At 45.1% G+C, this 16,817-nt stretch carries 15 protein-coding genes; 10 read left to right on the top strand and 5 right to left on the bottom strand.

Translation table 11 applies throughout. The features are described 5' to 3' along the window. Positions 1-272 precede the first annotated feature (272 nt). Positions 273-950 (top strand): hypothetical protein, encoded by a 678-nt coding sequence (locus BW716_RS24140; RefSeq protein ID WP_083726863.1) that lies wholly within the window; start codon positions 273-275, stop codon positions 948-950. 73 nt (positions 951-1,023) lie between these two features. Here the strand turns inward: BW716_RS24140 and BW716_RS24135 are convergent, their stop codons facing one another. From BW716_RS24135 to BW716_RS24125, 3 genes are all read right to left on the bottom strand, one after another. Further along, complete coding sequence (locus BW716_RS24135) at positions 1,024-1,266, bottom strand: hypothetical protein (RefSeq protein ID WP_083726861.1); 243 nt, start codon at positions 1,264-1,266, stop codon at positions 1,024-1,026. Positions 1,267-1,286: 20 nt separating this feature from the next. Then, positions 1,287-1,883: a class I SAM-dependent methyltransferase gene (locus tag BW716_RS24130; protein WP_083726859.1), complete on the bottom strand. Its 597-nt coding sequence runs from the start codon at positions 1,881-1,883 to the stop codon at positions 1,287-1,289. Positions 1,884-1,956: 73 nt separating this feature from the next. Further along, positions 1,957-2,769, bottom strand: a complete 813-nt coding sequence (locus tag BW716_RS24125) for a ThuA domain-containing protein (protein WP_083726857.1) — start codon at positions 2,767-2,769, stop codon at positions 1,957-1,959. Between the two features lie 642 nt (positions 2,770-3,411). Here BW716_RS24125 and BW716_RS24115 point away from each other — a divergent pair. The 3 genes from BW716_RS24115 to BW716_RS24105 are packed head-to-tail and all read left to right on the top strand — an operon-like array spanning position 3,412 to position 8,046. Further along, positions 3,412-4,818, top strand: coding sequence for an FAD binding domain-containing protein (locus BW716_RS24115; RefSeq protein WP_179091249.1), 1,407 nt, complete (start codon positions 3,412-3,414; stop codon positions 4,816-4,818). After that, on the top strand, positions 4,815-7,115 hold the full coding sequence (locus BW716_RS24110) for a molybdopterin cofactor-binding domain-containing protein (protein WP_083726851.1): 2,301 nt from the start codon (positions 4,815-4,817) through the stop codon (positions 7,113-7,115). Before BW716_RS24115 ends, BW716_RS24110 begins: the two co-directional genes overlap by 4 nt. Further along, positions 7,078-8,046, top strand: a complete 969-nt coding sequence (locus BW716_RS24105) for an XdhC family protein (protein ID WP_083726849.1) — start codon at positions 7,078-7,080, stop codon at positions 8,044-8,046. Before BW716_RS24110 ends, BW716_RS24105 begins: the two co-directional genes overlap by 38 nt. Positions 8,047-8,074: 28 nt before the next feature. On the opposite strand, the gene pucL is transcribed toward BW716_RS24105, so the two are convergent. Continuing rightward, entirely contained in the window at positions 8,075-8,899 is an 825-nt protein-coding gene (gene pucL / locus BW716_RS24100; protein ID WP_235643936.1) for a factor-independent urate hydroxylase, read from the bottom strand. Between the two features lie 65 nt (positions 8,900-8,964). Here pucL and allB point away from each other — a divergent pair, with 65 nt between their 5' ends. From allB to BW716_RS24070, 6 genes are read left to right on the top strand one after another with little or no spacing between them, the layout of a single operon-like run. Next, on the top strand, positions 8,965-10,281 hold the full coding sequence (gene allB / locus BW716_RS24095; RefSeq protein ID WP_083726847.1) for an allantoinase AllB: 1,317 nt from the start codon (positions 8,965-8,967) through the stop codon (positions 10,279-10,281). Then, positions 10,278-11,489, top strand: coding sequence for an allantoate amidohydrolase (locus tag BW716_RS24090; protein WP_083726845.1), 1,212 nt, complete (start codon positions 10,278-10,280; stop codon positions 11,487-11,489). Before allB ends, BW716_RS24090 begins: the two co-directional genes overlap by 4 nt. Positions 11,490-11,493: 4 nt before the next feature. Further along, complete coding sequence (allE, locus tag BW716_RS24085; RefSeq protein ID WP_083726843.1) at positions 11,494-12,228, top strand: (S)-ureidoglycine aminohydrolase; 735 nt, start codon at positions 11,494-11,496, stop codon at positions 12,226-12,228. Next, entirely contained in the window at positions 12,225-12,695 is a 471-nt protein-coding gene (uraD, locus tag BW716_RS24080) for a 2-oxo-4-hydroxy-4-carboxy-5-ureidoimidazoline decarboxylase (RefSeq protein ID WP_083726841.1), read from the top strand. The genes allE and uraD overlap by 4 nt, the downstream gene beginning before the upstream one ends. Beyond that, complete coding sequence (gene uraH, locus BW716_RS24075; protein WP_083726839.1) at positions 12,692-13,030, top strand: hydroxyisourate hydrolase; 339 nt, start codon at positions 12,692-12,694, stop codon at positions 13,028-13,030. The genes uraD and uraH overlap by 4 nt, the downstream gene beginning before the upstream one ends. Positions 13,031-13,042: 12 nt before the next feature. Further along, entirely contained in the window at positions 13,043-14,398 is a 1,356-nt protein-coding gene (locus BW716_RS24070; protein ID WP_083726837.1) for a phosphoenolpyruvate kinase, read from the top strand. A gap of 71 nt (positions 14,399-14,469) precedes the next feature. Here the strand turns inward: BW716_RS24070 and BW716_RS24065 are convergent, their stop codons facing one another. Then, positions 14,470-16,641, bottom strand: coding sequence for a TonB-dependent receptor (locus tag BW716_RS24065; protein WP_083726835.1), 2,172 nt, complete (start codon positions 16,639-16,641; stop codon positions 14,470-14,472). Between the last annotated feature and the right edge of the window lie 176 nt (positions 16,642-16,817).

The raw sequence follows: 16,817 nt of genomic DNA, 5'->3' as shown, positions 1-16,817 counted from the left end.
CCGGACAATGTATAACGGTCATGTATATATAATTGGACTAAGGATTTACCCATACCTTTAACAATCGGGTACCATATAACACGTTTGTAGTAGGATAAAATCATCCTCTCTGATAATCAATTCACTTGTTCAGAAATCACCCTCAGCCATGTAGCAGTTCCTTTAAAAAGCAGTCCGGCATCACACCCACATCCCTTACCAGATAAGGGTTTCAGCAGATTGTTAAAGTTTGGCATTCTATTTGGCTATTGATAAGTATAAAACAACTTGTTATGAAAAAGATAGTTCTTATTACCTGTTTAGTAGCCATTGGTTCAATATACGGTTATAAGGCAGACGCACAGGTTAGGTTTAATGTGAACGTGAATATTGGTAGCCAGCCAGCGTGGGGACCTGAGGGTTATGATTATGCTGAATATTACTATATGCCAGATATCGACGCATATTATTACGTACCTGAACGCCAGTTTATATACCTGGAAGGAAGCAGATGGGTGTTTGCACCGGCTTTGCCTCCACGCTTTCATTATGACCTTTATCGCGGTTATAAAGTAGTGGTAAATGATCCCCGTCCTTACCTGAACCCTGGTATTTACAGGAACAGATATGCAGGATATAGAGGAGCATGGGGCCGTCAGACGATCATCAGAGATTCACGTAATCCACGTTACTTCGCTGCACAACCTCATGGAGGTGGCGGATATTATGGCGGACGTGGTCATGAAGGTGGTGGTCCCGGTTGGAACGGTGGCGGACGCGGTCATGAAGGCGGTGGTCCAGGTTGGAACGGTGGCGGACGCGGTCATGAAGGCGGTGGTCCAGGTTGGAACGGTGACGGACGTGGTCATGAAGGAAATGGTCCAGGTTGGAACGGTGACGGACGTGGTCATGAAGGAAATGGAGGAAATGGTGGTGGACGTGGTGGAGACCATGGCAGACATGACCGTTAAATTTTGAACAAGTAATTCTCACTATAAATCACTAGTAATAAAAAGGCCCCGACTTCTGCCGGGGCCTTCCTTATTAAATTTCTTGTAGTTCCTCCTGCTTTCGAAGATAGATACGCGTGTAGCGCAGGTTCATCCATTGAACACTATCTACTTCCAGAGGTGACACTTCTTCCAGTTTCTCTTCCAGTTGTCTGATGGAAATTTTGCTTGCTTCCATTTCTTTTAGAGAAACATCTAATAAAGCTTCAACTGCGCCGTCGTCTTTTGCATTTTTTAGTTGGACGATTATCTTCGACGCTAATTCTGCTGTTTTCATGTCATTAATCAATTTTTCCGTTAACGTTTTATCCACATTTTCAGAAGCATATCATCCGAAGCGTCTACTAGCTGATAACTATCCGGAACTTCATCGCCCATACTATAATAGGTGACTAGTCGGGTGCCCGAAACCCTTTGATCCATTATATCCTGCATATAGAGGGTATAATAATCGTAAAGACTTGTTGAATAGTTGATCTGCTGGTCGATACCATCTTCTGGACTCAGATGTTCAAAAAATGAATTGTAAAAGTAAAAACCATCGTACTGGTCTGCGTTAAAACGGGTGAAGTTACCTAAAATAAAATCGGCATTGTCCACCTTCAATACTTCCTTTGCAGTTCTGGCGTACAGGTACAGCTCTTTTCGTTGTTCGATTCCGTAAAAATAAGATTTTGGGTGAAAACATGCCCCTATCAGGCAGAATTTACCAACTCCACTACCTATATCCAGGATTCTGGAACCCGGCTTTTCAGCCAGGAACGCTGCAGACGCCGTAGCGATCTGAAGCGGAGTCCAGTGCCTCTTTGACAATTGTTGAATCCCTTGTGGATAGACCAGGTCAAAGGCATCATCAGAAGCAAACATTTGCGTATTTACACGCGAATCACTCATAAGCATTCCAAGGTCAAAGTTAACCTGATTCTGTCAGGAAATATTGTAAATATTAAGCAAAATATTGTCAGCATTAGGGTAATATTCTACTTGAATTTATTAAGTAAAATAGAGAGTTGAGTATAAACCTGTTCTGGTAAGGGTTTGAGAATGTATAAGATAATTCCTTATTAGTACCATGCTCATAGTCAATGTCATTATGCCCCATGTTTACATAGACCATTTTATACCGTTTATTGGTCCATGCTACCGGGTAATAGCCACCATGCCAGATTTCACTGGGTTTAGGTCCGGTACCAAGGGGGAAACTGGCAGGATCGATGGACAATAAGATGGTAATATCCTTATTCTTCCGGAGGTCGTTGGACCACCGATACCATTCATTTGGTGCTGACCGGAAGGTATCCGGCAGGTCATGAACGATTTTATGTTGTTTGTTTTCTACTCTTAATACGGCGGAAGTCGGTCGCCAGGTATTGCTACCATAAGATCCGGAGCCCAGGAAGGTGTTGTGAAACCAATCCCAATCCTGGTTGTATGCCGAAGGGGTGAGGGCGAAGGCGGAAAAGTGAAATCCCATCCAGGCGCCGCCCTGTTCCATATATTTTTGAAAGGCTGCTCTTTGAGCAGGAGCTTCCGGACGGGTGTCCAGGAAGAGAATGACGTTGTATCTGGCCAGGGTATCAGGGTTGCACTTGCTCCAGTCGTTGGTGGAGTCGTAGGTCCAGTGGTATTGGGCGAGGGCGGTGGGGAACCATTTGTTGGCTTCGTGGACAAAGCTGATGTGGGCGGCGTCTTCTTTGGCAGTGTAGAAGGCGAGGATTTTCTGGGAGAATCCGGGGGAGAGGTAGAGGAGTGATGCTAAGAAGAAGGTAAGTGGTTTCATAGGTCAAGTATACTACAAGTTCAGTATAACTCGGGTATAACTCCGGTATAAGTTCGGTATGATTCCGGTATTACTTCGTTACCAAAAGGGCATTAAAAGGTCACTTCATTATCTAGGGGATATTGAGGTGACCTTTTAGTGACGAAGAAGCGTCGAAGGCCTGATATAGAGCTGTCGAAAAAGACTGGAATTCCAATAAAATGTCTTATAAAAAGTTTTTTATCTAATAAAAATATCATTAGATTTGTAGTAACACAGTCTGCCACCCCTCTGCTTGCAAGGGCAAATTTGGCAGGCTATTTTATTTTAAGACCACGTTGTAGCCAGCCTATTTTGACTCCAAAAAATACAGGCCGGCAAATTTCATCACATTTATGAATTTGTTTACTACACCACCTCTTTCTATTGAAGAGCAAATTGAGCTGCTTCAACAGAAAGGTCTAAACATCCTACCTGAAGATGATTTAGCTCGAAATTCAAATCTAATCTTCTACAGCTTATCAATAGTAATCCGGATATTGACTATGTACATATGGGATTTACTGAAAATTGGAAAGAGGAAGCTATCTGGCAGTAATGGCTAATCGGGGGAATTGCTTTTCTGGCATTTTTTTATTATCTTCCAATAAACCCATTTCCACATTGCTACGCTTCATTCTAAATAATGACGACATTGGTACCGCTCTTCCCCCAGGTATGCTGTTGCTGGATTTTATCCGGTACCATCAGCATCTGCCCGGTACAAAGATCGGCTGCAATGAGGGCGACTGCGGAGCATGCACCGTTTTAATAGGGGAATTACAAAACGGGGCCATGCATTACCGTTCCTTTACCTCCTGCCTAACCCCGCTGGGTAATGTAAGAGGTAAACACGTGGTGACCATTGAGGGGATTAACCTGCCAGGCTCACTCACCGCAGTCCAATATGCCATGCAGGAATGTGCCGCTACCCAATGTGGCTTCTGCACACCGGGTTTTGTCATGTCCCTCACGGGATTTTGCCTCAGCCATCAGGCACCGACATTGACAAATGCCATTGCCGCCATAGATGGAAACATCTGTCGCTGCACCGGTTATAAATCCATAGAAAGAGCTGCCGCCAGGGTAGCAGAAATATTACAACCCCGGAATGGTACGACGCCGGCACAATACGCTGCCGGTGCACAGATATTGCCTGATTATTTTGTACAAATTCCAGCCCGGTTACGCACACTCCATAGCACACTGGAATCTGCCGATGATGTAAAAGCGCAGCCTATTGGCGGAGGGACCGACCTGTATGTACAACAACACGACGCCCTTGGAAAAAAAGCGCTGCGATTCCTGTATGATCAACCTGCACTGAAAGGCATCCGGCAGGAAGGAAACAAATGCATACTGGGCGCCGCTACCACCGTCTCGGACCTGTTAGCATCCCCCTTATTACAGGCTTACTTTCCTTATTTAAATAATTACCTGAAAAAGGTGAGCTCTACCCAGATCCGGAACATGGCCACTATCGCTGGTAATTTTATCAACGCCTCCCCCATTGGCGATTTCTCTATTTTTTTCCTGGCACTGGATGCCACCCTCGTACTTAGCGACGGACGAAAAGAAAGAGAACTCCCCCTCAGACATTTATTCAAAGGCTATAAACAACTGAACAAATCAGGTGATGAATACATCACCCGTATCTGGTTCAATCTGCCTTGCCAACATACTTTGTTCAACTTTGAAAAAGTGAGCAAGCGCACCCACCTCGATATTGCCAGCGTGAATACTGCTATCAGCATCACCATGCAATACGATATCATTGACGACATCCGCATTTCTGCAGGTGGGGTCGGACCTGTACCACAACTGCTGAAGGAAACTGCCCGGTTCATGACAGGCAAATTATTGACTGAATCACTGATCAGGGAAGCCAGCTTTCTGTTGCAAACGGAAGTCACCCCCATCTCTGATGCCAGAGGCACGGAAGATTACAAACGATTATTACTGGCACAATTGTTCAAGGCTCATTTTATTACCCTGTTTCCACAACTGGAAACAGCCATCCTGATCCGATGAAAAACATAGACTCCGATACCCACGTCACAGGTACCTCGGTGTACCTGGATGATTTGCCACTACTACAGGGCACGCTCTTTGCCGCGGCCTATGGCTCTCCTGTGGCACATGGTATACTGCGCCGGCTGGAAATTGCCGAGGCATTACAGATACCGGGGGTGGTACGCATTTTCACTGCAAGCGATATTCCCGGGGAAAACCAGATCGGTGGAATTATTCAGGATGAACCCCTGTTTGCCGATCATCATATTCATTTTGCAGGGATGCCGCTGGCACTGGTAGTAGCAAAAAGCAGAGATGCTGCAAGAGCGGCAGTAAAGAAAATTCAGGCCATTATCGATCCATTGGAAGTGATCACGAATCCAAGAGTGGCACAGGCAAAAGGAGAACTGATCATGCCACCAAAATCAGTGATACAGGGAGATACGAATAGTGCATGGTCACAGTGCACACATATCTTTGAAGGTGCTATTGACATCAACGGACAGGAACATCTTTATATTGAAACGCAGGGTGCATACGCTATCCCGCAGGAACATGGATCATTGAAAGTATATTCTTCTACCCAGGGACCTACTGCGGTACAAAGAACCATTACCCGGGTATTGGGTATTCCCATGCACCGGTTAGAGGTAGTCGTATCCCGCCTTGGCGGAGGGTTTGGCGGGAAAGAGGATCAGGCGAATACCTGGGCAGCGTTGTGCGCACTGGCAGCACATCTGCTGAATAAACCTGTGAAATATTCATTGCATAGAATGGAAGATATGGCCATGACAGGAAAGCGTCATCCTTATATGGCTGATTTTAAAATTGGGTTGGATAGCCGGTTAAAAATACTGGCGTATGAGGTGACTTTTTTCCAGAATGCCGGCGCCAGTGCAGACCTTTCTCCCGCTGTGCTGCAAAGAACTTTATTTCATTGTACCAACGCGTATTATATACCAAATGTAACTGCGACCGCGTATAGTTGTAAAACACATTTGCCCCCCAATACAGCATTCCGGGGTTTTGGAGGCCCACAGGGCATGTATGTGATTGAAGCGGCGATAGCTGCTGCTGCTGCAGGTTTGCAGATTGATAAAGCCCTGATTCAAAGAGCGAATTTAATTCAGACAGGCGATCCATTTCCCTATGGACAGTTAGCGGAAAGCGAAGCCATCGCCTGCTGGGATAAAGCCGTCGCATTGTATGAGCTGGAGAATGTACGTGCTGCTATCAATACCTTTAATGAAGCACATTTATTAGTTAAAAAAGGCATAGCGCTGATGCCGATCTGTTTTGGTATCTCATTTACAAATACCCTGATGAATAATGCACGCTCACTGGTACATATATATAGTGATGGGAGTGTAGGGATCAGTACCGGTGCTGTGGAGATGGGACAGGGTGTGAATACAAAAATATTGCAGGTGGCCGCACAGACGTTGGGCATTGCTTATGAGAGAGTGAAGATCAATGTGACCAGTACTTATACTATTGCGAACACCTCTCCTTCTGCGGCCAGTGCTACAGCGGACCTGAATGGCAAAGCGACCTGGATAGCCTGCAATGCATTGTTAGAAAGATTATTGGCATTAGCAGCAGCGGATTTAAAAGTCACTCCCGGGCAGCTGACTATTCAAAATGAAATTGTATTATTGAATGGTACGCCTACGGAATGGAACTGGCTCCGCCTTGTGAATACTGCTTTTGAGCAAAGAGTATCCCTCTCTGAACATGGTCATTATGCCACTCCCACTATTCATTATAATAATGAAACAGGCAAAGGACATCCTTTTGCCTATCATGTATACGGTACAGCTATTATTGAAGTCACCATCGATTGTTTGCGCGGCACCTATGAAACCGACAGCGTGAAAGTCGTGCACGATTTTGGTCTAAGCATGAACCCTGATATCGACAGGGGACAAATTGAAGGAGGTATTGTACAGGGAATAGGCTGGATGACGCTGGAAGAAGTGATCTATAACCAACATGGAAAACTGGTATCGAATGCACTGTCCACTTACAAAGTGCCCGACATCTATGCGGTACCAAAAGATATTCTCATTGACCATTTACATACTGATAATGATAATCTGGCCATCTTCAGATCAAAAGCTGTGGGAGAGCCGCCACTGATGTATGGCATAGGTGCATGGTTTGCGCTAAGGGATGCGATATTGGCTTTCCATCCGAAGGCCCTGATTCCGTTTGTAGCACCCATGACACCTGAAAAAGTATTGATGGCATTGTATTCGAAACAACCCGTTCCTGCCCATGAAGAAAAAGTTAGTCATCTGGGAATTGATCAGTGAGAGTCTGCGGCAACATATTCCCGTCATGCTGCTGTATGTATTGCAGAGTGACGGGAGTAGTCCCGGCAGACAAGGATTTTTCATGGCAGTGAATGCTGTGGGGAATCTGGTGGGGTCTATCGGAGGGGGGATTATGGAGCACAAATTTGTAGAGATGGCCAGAGAGCAGTTAATGCAGGGAGAAGAAGTGGCAGCGGTACGTAGACAGGTGCATGATAAAAGTAGTCCGGGAGATCAGAGTGGTATGATCTGTTCCGGGGAACAGACAATCTTATTGTATCGTGTTACTAACAAAGAAGCTGCTGTGATTCAACAGATTATTCACTGTCTTTCTCAGTATAAAAATGGGTTACTGCATTTATCGCCTGCGGGATTACAGTTCAGGGAAGGGCCGGGTAGTTCGGAATTTATGATGCATTCACCTGATAACTGGGTCTATACAGAACAACTGGGCTATAGAGATCATTTATACCTGGTTGGGGGCGGACATTGTTCTTTAGCTTTTTCGAAAATCATGTTTATGCTGGATTTTTATATCCACGTGTATGATAACAGGCCTGGGCTGAATACGTTTTTGCAGAATGAATGTGCGCATGAGAAGGTGATCGTAGAAGATTACAGTCAACTGAAGGGAATGATACCTGAAGGACAGCATAATTATGTAGTGGTCATGACCATGGGGTACCGCAGTGATGATGTGGTGATCAGGGCTTTGCTCCACAAACAGTTCAGGTATTTAGGGATGTTGGGGAGTCAGGCTAAGATCACACAGTTGTTTGAAGGATATAAAGCGGAAGGAATCTCTTCTCAGGTATTGCAAAGGATTCACGCTCCTGTGGGTATGCAGATTAAGAGTCAGACCCCGGAAGAGATTGCGGTTAGTATTGCAGCGGAAATAATCAGGGAGAGGAATACACCTACTCCCGGATAAGAGAGCATATGATATAGCCAGATGCCTGCTACTCCCGGATGACAGTGCCTACAATATACCCATAAGGTTCATCTGTAGCTATAAAAACTTCATTCTGATTGCTCATACCAAACTGCTCTAAATTAAAGAGAATATGGTGTTTATTAGGCATTTTCAGGGTGATCTCCTGTACTTCAGGATAAGCTTCCAGCACAGCTTCTCCCATGGCATACAGGGTTTGCTGTACAGACAGACTATTATGGCCGGCAAAGGTACCCAGCAAGGTAGCGCGGATATTATCAAAAATAACAGCATAATCCTTTAGCTGCCCTTTGTATATCCAGCTCGCTTCACATTGGGTAGCGAAAATGCGGTCGCTGGTTGCCTTTAATGTGGTGTACGGATCTTTGATAAAATGCTCAAACCCAGAATCGGTGGTTTTGAGAATAAGCAGGTCAGTGATGCCACTGGTAATAGTTGTCGAAGCAGCATTATAGACGATTTTAGTCGTATGTTTTTCACTGCCGCCACTGATGTAAGCATGAGGCGTAAGCCTTGACCACGCTGCCTCTGCGATTTCGACGGTAGCAGTAGATACCTGTTGCTGGGTATGCACAAAATGTTCTGCCAGATGGAGGGCAAAAGCTTCGATGCTGGTAGTGAAATGCTCTTTGGCAAGTGCATACACTGTGTTCTTTTGTGTGTCCGTTGGCAGGATCTTCGTGTTGTCACCAAGTGTATGGGCGGTTTCAAAATCGCCTTTCAGAGATACACTGACAGTAATTTGTCTGAATTCATGGTAATCTGCGTGACGGATGATTTTGGATAATTGAACGGCGTTTTTGCCGTATGAATTTTCGCCTAGTTTGATCATGATGGTTAACATTTACTTCTCTAATTTAAAAAATTAAATGCCTATTTTTAAATAAGATCTCATTTATGTTTGACCTGGCGATAAAAGGGAGTCGCATTATTACTCCAGAAGGTATTCAACCGGCCGTGGTACTGATTAAAGATGGATTGATTGCAGATGTTGCAACTGTTATACCCGGCGATGCTGTTAAAAAAATAATAGATATTCAGGATTATGTATTGATGCCTGGCATCACGGATCCGCATGTACATATCAATGAACCCGGCCGAACCGACTGGGAAGGGTTTACTACGGCCACCCGGGCTGCACTGGCCAGTGGCATTACGACTTTAGTAGATATGCCATTGAATGCACACCCGGTCACGACGACAGTGGCGGCACTGGAAGAGAAGATCAGGGCGGCGAACCTATTTACCAATTGTGGTTATTGGGGAGGGGTCGTACCCGGGAATGTGAATGAGCTGGAACCATTGATTGAACACGGCGTATTAGGGTTCAAAGCATTTTTAACCCATTCGGGTATTGACGATTTTCCCAATGTGACAGCCGAGGATCTGAGAAAGGCAATGCCGGTAATTGCAAAACATGGGTTGCCGTTGTTAGTACATTGTGAGTTATCCACACCGGTACCATCATCGATAGTGGGTACTTATTCAGCCTATCTGGCCTCCCGCCCTGCTGCATGGGAAGAAAATGCGATTGCAATGATGATTCGCTTATGTGAGGAGTTCAATTGCAGGGTGCATATCGTACATCTCTCCGCTGCCTCCGCATTGCCACAGATTATAAAAGCAAAGGCGGAAGGATTGCCGTTGACAGTTGAAACCGCACAACACTATTTATACTTCAACGCAGAAGATATTCCGGATGGCAATATGGCGTTTAAATGTGCGCCGCCGATAAGAGAGCGGGAAAACAACGAACTGCTCTGGCTCGCCCTGAAATCGGGCATTATTGACATGGTGGCAACTGACCACTCTCCTAGTCCGTCCGATCTGAAACAAGGTGATTATTTGCAGTCATGGGGTGGCATCTCGTCTTTACAACTGGCTTTGCCTGCTTTGTGGACGGCTGCTAAAAAAAGGAATGTTTCACTGACACAGTTAGCGCAATGGCTATGTACCGCTCCTGCTGTGCTGGCAGGTACCCAACATTACAAGGGGAAAATAGCGAAAGGATATGATGCGGATCTGGTCATCTGGAACCCGGATCAGTCTTTTACAGTCATTCCTGAAAACTTACAACATAAACACCCTATTACGCCTTATGCACACGAAACGCTGGATGGTGTAGTGCTCCAAACCTACCTCAAAGGTGTAAAAGTATATGACGAAGGTGTATATACAGCTGCACCACAGGGGGAAAACATCTTTCGATCATGAGTACAGCCACCATACTTGCACGCATAGAGGAATTAGCAGCTATCAGTGAAGATAGTAGCTGCCTGACCCGCACCTTTGGTTCTATTGCTTTTATTAAAGCCAGCCAGGTGATAATGGGATGGATGCAGGAAGCAGGGTTATCCACACGCATCGACAATATTGGCAATGTACGGGGCCGGTTAGTATCTAAAGATCCGGAAGCACGTACACTGGTATTTGCTTCGCACTTTGATACGGTGGCCAATGCAGGAAGATGGGATGGGCCACTGGGTGTACTGATGGCACTCGATGTAGTGAGTGCTATTGAAACCGATCTACCCTTTCATATTGAGGTAGTCGCTTTTTGTGATGAAGAGGGCGTACGTTTTCATACCACTTACCTGGGCAGTAAGGTATTGACAGGGGCTTTTGACCCACAGCAACTGGAAATCACGGATGCTGCCGGCATTACACTGGATGATGCCATTCGTTTGATTGGAGGTTGCCCGGATCAGTTAGCCGACGATCAGCTCCCTCCTGATCAGTGGCTGGGGTATTTTGAGATACATATTGAACAGGGACCTGTATTATATGAAAAACATATTCCGGCGGCGATTGTTACTGCTATAGCGGGTCAGCAACGTAGTCAACTGGTTTTTACAGGAATGGCGGGGCATGCAGGTACGGTGCCGATGGCTATGCGGCAGGATGCCCTTTGTTGTGCAGCGGAGTGTATTGTGATGATTGAACAATGGGCCATGCAGCATAAAGAGAAGGTGGTAGCTACGGTTGGTACTTTGCAGGTGGTACATGGCGCTTCTAATGTAATTCCGGGAGAAGTGGTGTGTAGTCTTGATGTAAGAAGTGCAGATCCTGAAATGATTAAAGTATCGCATTCCGAATTATTGCAAATGCTCGGGACGATCTGTGGAAAAAGGAATATCAGTTTTGAATGGAATATTGTGCAGGAAACACTACCCGTCACTTGTGATGCCGAACTATCTGGTTTGCTGGAACACGCCATTCAATCCACGCATATGGAAATAGTAAAACTAGTCAGTGGGGCAGGTCATGATGCAGTAGCTGTAGCTTCCGTAGCCCCTGTTTGCATGCTCTTTGTACGTTGTTTCAAAGGTATCAGTCATCATCCGCTGGAAGATGTGGAGCCGAAGGATATTGAAGCAGCCCTACAGGTCGCCCACGCATTTATTCAACAACTTATCAGATAAACATATGGAGATTTCAGCACTCACCCGTTCGGTCGTAAAACGTAATCATGCATTGATATGCCCGGATGGACATGTAAATAGCGTGGTACCCGGATGGACGAATTGTACCATTCATGTGCTCATCAATGAACAGATGGGCGCACGGTTATGTCAGACACTCATCACCCTGAATCCGGAGAGTATTGTCAGTGGTAAAACCGCTGCTTCACAGATCTTCTTTTATGTGATAGAAGGGCATTGTACTGCAAATGGCACCGTACTCTTCGCTGGTCAGTACATTTACTTTCCTCCCGGAGAGGAGTACCAGATTGTGCAAGCAAGTACCGGAGCGCAGTTGCTTACTTTCCACAAGGTGTACGAGCCATTGGATGGATATAGCACACCGGGTATCCTGTTTGGCGATAGTGCCAAAATACCCGGGCCTGCTTTTTTAGGTGATCCTGCACTAAGACTACAAGTATTATTGCCGGAAGATCTTTCTTTTGATATGGCCGTGAATATCTTTACTTATGACCCCGGTGGGCACCTGCCATTTGTGGAAACCCATATTATGGAACATGGATTGCTATACTTACAGGGGCAAGGGGTGTATATGCTGGATCACCAATGGTATCCTGTCAAAAAAGGAGATGCAATCTGGATGGCGCCGTACTGCCAGCAATGGTTTACGGCGATGGGCAAGGAACCCGCAGTGTATATTTATTACAAAAATGTAAACAGGTTTCCAACTGCCATATGACACTGGATGTACTCAATCACCTACCCCAATCTGAGTTGTATACCACCCTGCAGCAATGCTGTGGATCACATGTATGGGTGGAAAAGATGATAGCGGATTTTCCTATGAGGGATAAAGCTACCCTTTTGGAAGCAGCCAGCAGGCATTGGTTGGCATGTACGCCTGCCGATGGTTTGGAGGCATTCAGTCATCATCCCCGCATCGGTGATCGTCCGGCTTTGCATAAAGAACAGGCTGGTGTAGTTAATGCATCAACAGATGTATTAGCCGATTTAGCCACCGGTAACCAAATCTATGCAGAACGATTCGGCTATATTTTCATCGTATGTGCTACCGGAAAATCTGCTTCGGAAATGTTGTCATTGCTCAATGCCAGGATAAACAATACCCCATCAGCAGAAATTAAGATCGCCATGGCAGAGCAAGGCAGGATCACACAACTACGTCTTGAAAAATTACTTTCATGAGCCAGTTAACTTCCCATATATTAGATACTTCCCTCGGCATACCCGCCCGGGAAGTATCTGTTACGTTATTTGTAATGCACGACAAGGAGTGGAAACAAATAGCTGCCGGCATCACTAACAATGATGGCAGAGTCACCAACCTTTTGGATGCGGCCTCCCTCCTACCTCATGGACTGTATAAATTACATTTCAATACACAGGAATATTTTGAGCGCAATTTTACCACTTCCTTTTTCCCTTTTGTAGAAATTGCTTTTTATATCAACAGCCATGAACACTATCATGTGCCCCTTTTGTTATCACCCTTTGGTTATTCCACTTACCGTGGTTCTTAAACTGATCAAACTATGCAACTCTCCATCCCCGATTCGGACAAACTGGCCCTGCTGGGTACTTTAAAAATAGCAAACCTCGCTTTTCAGAAAACTTACCCCGGCGATAAACCTGACCGGCAACCAGTACATACTGTGTATGGCGGTGCGAACCTGTTCAAGGCAGATACCTGTTTCAGAATGGGGGAAATCGCCCTGCAACATTTTCATACCTACGCGCCTGATAGCAATATACTGGCAGCCGCCTTATGTTGGGAAAGTACAACACCATCCGAAATCATTTATCATAAGATCATTTATAAATTACAGACCGAACCTGTTGAGGATTTTAGAATCGATTTTGAAGATGGTTTTGGCAACAGACCTGATGACGAAGAAGATGCGACTGCCATTGCAGCGGCTATTGAACTGGCAAAGGGTATGGCCGCATCAACGATCTCTCCTTTTATTGGTATCCGGATCAAACCATTTACTGAAGATCTGAAACAGCGAAGTGTGCGTACATTGGATCTGTTTCTAACGACCTTACTGCAACATACGAATGGCGAATTGCCGGCCAACTTTGTGGTCATGCTGCCAAAGGTGACTATTCCTGAACAGGTCAGTACTTTAGTGCGTTTCTTTGAAGTGCTGGAAAAAGTTCATCAGCTGGAACCGGGCACTTTGAAAATGGAAACGATGGTAGAAGCGACGCAGATCATTATGGATGATGAAGGACGTAATCCGCTGATGCGTATTATCAGGGCGAGTGAAGGACGTTGTATTGCGGCACATTTTGGTACGTATGATTATACTGCTTCCTGTGGTATTACAGCGAAGTACCAGACGATGGCACATCCGGTTTGTGATTTTGCACATCATATGACGAAGGTGGCATTGGGTGGTACGGGGATATTTTTATCTGATGGGGCTACGAATGTGATACCGGTAGCTTTGCATAAAGGGGATTACCTGAATTATGCACAACTGGAAGAGAATAGGGAACATGTACACCAGGCATGGCGTACGGGTTATAATCATACGATGCATTCGCTGATCAATGGGTTTTACCAGGGATGGGACCTGAACCCGGCACAGTTACCTATGCGGTATGCGGCGACTTATCATTTCTTTTTGAGTAATTATGAGGAGGCGTTGTTTAGGTTGAAAACATTTGTGGAGAGAGCGGCTATTTCGACTTTGACGAAAGATATTTTTGATGATGCTGCTACGGGTCAGGGGTTGTTGAATTTCTTTTTGAAGGCGATTAATTGTGGAGCGGTTACTGAGGAGGAGGTGGTGGCGACAGGGTTGACGATGGAGGAGATCAGGACGAGGTCGTTTTTCAGGATATTGGAAGGGAGGAGGAAAAGGGCCAACATTGAGATGTAAGAATTTCACCGAAGGCGAAATTCTTACATCTCAATGTTGTGAGCCGGCTGGAATTTTTTAAATTAAATAGTTTAAATCTTTATCCCTGCTGTAATATAAAAGGTTCTGCCATCAGCTGGTAAGATACCCGGCCCCGGATACATGGTAATTCTGCGGTTGAAATATTTTTCGTTCGTGAAGTTATTCACACCCGCGGAGAAGTGATAGCCTTTGGTCAGCTGCCAGTCAAAACTCCAGTCAAATACATGCCAGTCAGGGATTACACCTGTTACACCGGCTGCACTATGTGCTGTATTAAGTGCATCATTGTAACTCCTGCTGTTGTAACTAAATAAGAAACCGGTGGAGAGCCCTTTGTGCTGGAAGGTAATACCTGTCTTGTTGATCCAGTCAGGTGTATTCTCTATCATGTTTCCTTTAACATCCGTATTCACACCTGCGTTATTGATAGTCGTGCTATTGTAACGACCATGCTGCCAGGCGAGTGAATTGAAGATACGCAGGTCATTGGCGCTACGTGCCGCATGGAAAACCCTGAACAATGAAAGCTCTACATAGGCTTCTACTCCTTTATTTACAGCGTTACCCACATTGGTAGTTAATAAGTGATTTGCCCCATCGTCTCCTTTGAAGGTGAGAAGGCCAATCCTGTTACCATAATACACATAGAATACATTCACATCAAAACGGATCATATCACTAAAATGCCCTCTGTAACCAAAATCCACATCATAGCCTTTAGTATCTTTCAGGCTGGGATCTATCTGATCCAGTCTGTCAGCAGGTGTAACACTGGCATAGAGATAAGGACGGTATGCCTGTGATACATTGCCATACAACTGGCTAAAGCTATTCACCTTGTATTCCAGTCCTGTGCCGAACAGCGGGAAATGCCGGTTGCCTTTATAGTTGGCTGCACTACTGGCATTGTTGATCACACCTGTGAGATCGGTATTGATGATTTCATATCTTACACCCGGTGTGATGGAAAAACGATCTGTCAGCTGGAAGATATTCTCTGCGAAGGCTGCATAGTTCTTTGTATTGAAATGCAGATCGATGCCATAGGCTTTTGTGAGACTCAGGTCAAAGTCACTGCCGGTGGTACCTGTACCTTTTTGTTCTCTTTTGGTTTTACTGGTGGAAAAGCGAAGCCCGGTTGCCAGCGTGCTTTTGACTGATCCAATATGATAACTATGTAATAAGCGGGCTTCTGCAGCAAAACTGGTGTAGTAATCCCTGTCTACCTGCCTTGGATTGTATGTACCTAAGCTGGTATTGATGGTATCCATTACATTTGGCGCATTGATAAATTGTACACTGTTCCTTTCTCCGAACAATGCATTGGAGGTAATATCCAGTTTTGTATTTTCAGAGAATTTATACTTGAATGTAAGGGCAGGGATATTTATTTTAGGTTGGAAGAAATTTCTCTTTCGGAAAGATTGTTTTCCACTTACTGCAAACTGTGCATCTGTCAATCCACCTGCTATCTGCTGTACATAATCCATTCGTGAGAACTGAAAACTCAGGCCACCTTTATCATTGAAGTTATATTGAAGATTAGCATGGTAAGCGTGGTAATCAAAGCGGGCATTGTCTCTCCACCCATCGCCATGTCTGTAGTCGTAGTAAGCGTAGTAGGTGAGTTTACCTTTGGTGCCTCCTGCTGCGTTGTAAGAATTAAACAGGTTATTACCACCTATGGTCTGTTCACTTTCAAATACAAACGGGCGGGTACTGTCACCTTGTTTCAACACATAGTTCATCATCCCGCCGAATTGCGGACCGAATTGTAATGCTGCTGAACCACGTACCAGCTGTATTGTTTGCACTGCCTGTAGCGGCAATGAATAATGGTTTTCAGGATAGCCAAAGAGATCACTGTTGGTATTGTACCCATTCTGACGCATGTTCATTTCTATAGAGCGATGTGCATCCGTACCTCTTACACCGATATTCACCTGTGTACCGGCACCATCCATTTCCCATGTTATTAAACCGGGGATCTGTGCGAATAACTGGCGGGCGAGGTTCTGTGCAAGATTACCTTTGCTGCCATCCAGGAGTAACTGATTGGTATGCTTACCAGCGTAGATGAGCGTGCCTGATACATCCGGAAGGCTGGTGCCCGCACTGTTCTTTTTGTAGGTGCTGACAGTAATACTATCCAGGTTCTTTAGAATAGTAGTGTCATGCTGCTGCGTGTGGGAATAAATAGAGAGTAAGAGCAGTAACTTCATTGTTCGATTTTGGTATTGTGATGAAGTTAACAAATTCCCTTTTATAAAGAATAACACAAACGATCAGGATGTATCAAAATAAATGAAATTCCTTAGAACTGCATAAATGCATACCTGGTTTCATCAGCTATCCGAATTGAAAGAGCGTGTATCTTATTTTGAGTTCTTATGTTTGA

Source organism: [Flexibacter] sp. ATCC 35208 (assembly GCF_001975825.1).
Classification (GTDB): domain Bacteria; phylum Bacteroidota; class Bacteroidia; order Chitinophagales; family Chitinophagaceae; genus Chitinophaga.
This window is presented reverse-complemented; position numbering and strand designations above follow the sequence as displayed.

What these genes read in the sequence shown, in the direction of transcription:
- BW716_RS24140 (WP_083726863.1), top strand. Translation starts at nt 273, where the DNA reads ATGAAAAAGATAGTTCTTATTACCTGTTTAGTAGCCATTGGTTCAATA.
- BW716_RS24135 (WP_083726861.1), bottom strand. Translation starts at nt 1,266, where the DNA reads ATGAAAACAGCAGAATTAGCGTCGAAGATAATCGTCCAACTAAAAAAT.
- BW716_RS24130 (WP_083726859.1), bottom strand. Translation starts at nt 1,883, where the DNA reads ATGAGTGATTCGCGTGTAAATACGCAAATGTTTGCTTCTGATGATGCC.
- BW716_RS24125 (WP_083726857.1), bottom strand. Translation starts at nt 2,769, where the DNA reads ATGAAACCACTTACCTTCTTCTTAGCATCACTCCTCTACCTCTCCCCC.
- BW716_RS24110 (WP_083726851.1), top strand. Translation starts at nt 4,815, where the DNA reads ATGAAAAACATAGACTCCGATACCCACGTCACAGGTACCTCGGTGTAC.
- BW716_RS24105 (WP_083726849.1), top strand. Translation starts at nt 7,078, where the DNA reads ATGAAGAAAAAGTTAGTCATCTGGGAATTGATCAGTGAGAGTCTGCGG.
- pucL (WP_235643936.1), bottom strand. Translation starts at nt 8,899, where the DNA reads ATGATCAAACTAGGCGAAAATTCATACGGCAAAAACGCCGTTCAATTA.
- allB (WP_083726847.1), top strand. Translation starts at nt 8,965, where the DNA reads ATGTTTGACCTGGCGATAAAAGGGAGTCGCATTATTACTCCAGAAGGT.
- BW716_RS24090 (WP_083726845.1), top strand. Translation starts at nt 10,278, where the DNA reads ATGAGTACAGCCACCATACTTGCACGCATAGAGGAATTAGCAGCTATC.
- allE (WP_083726843.1), top strand. Translation starts at nt 11,494, where the DNA reads ATGGAGATTTCAGCACTCACCCGTTCGGTCGTAAAACGTAATCATGCA.
- uraD (WP_083726841.1), top strand. Translation starts at nt 12,225, where the DNA reads ATGACACTGGATGTACTCAATCACCTACCCCAATCTGAGTTGTATACC.
- uraH (WP_083726839.1), top strand. Translation starts at nt 12,692, where the DNA reads ATGAGCCAGTTAACTTCCCATATATTAGATACTTCCCTCGGCATACCC.
- BW716_RS24070 (WP_083726837.1), top strand. Translation starts at nt 13,043, where the DNA reads ATGCAACTCTCCATCCCCGATTCGGACAAACTGGCCCTGCTGGGTACT.
- BW716_RS24065 (WP_083726835.1), bottom strand. Translation starts at nt 16,641, where the DNA reads ATGAAGTTACTGCTCTTACTCTCTATTTATTCCCACACGCAGCAGCAT.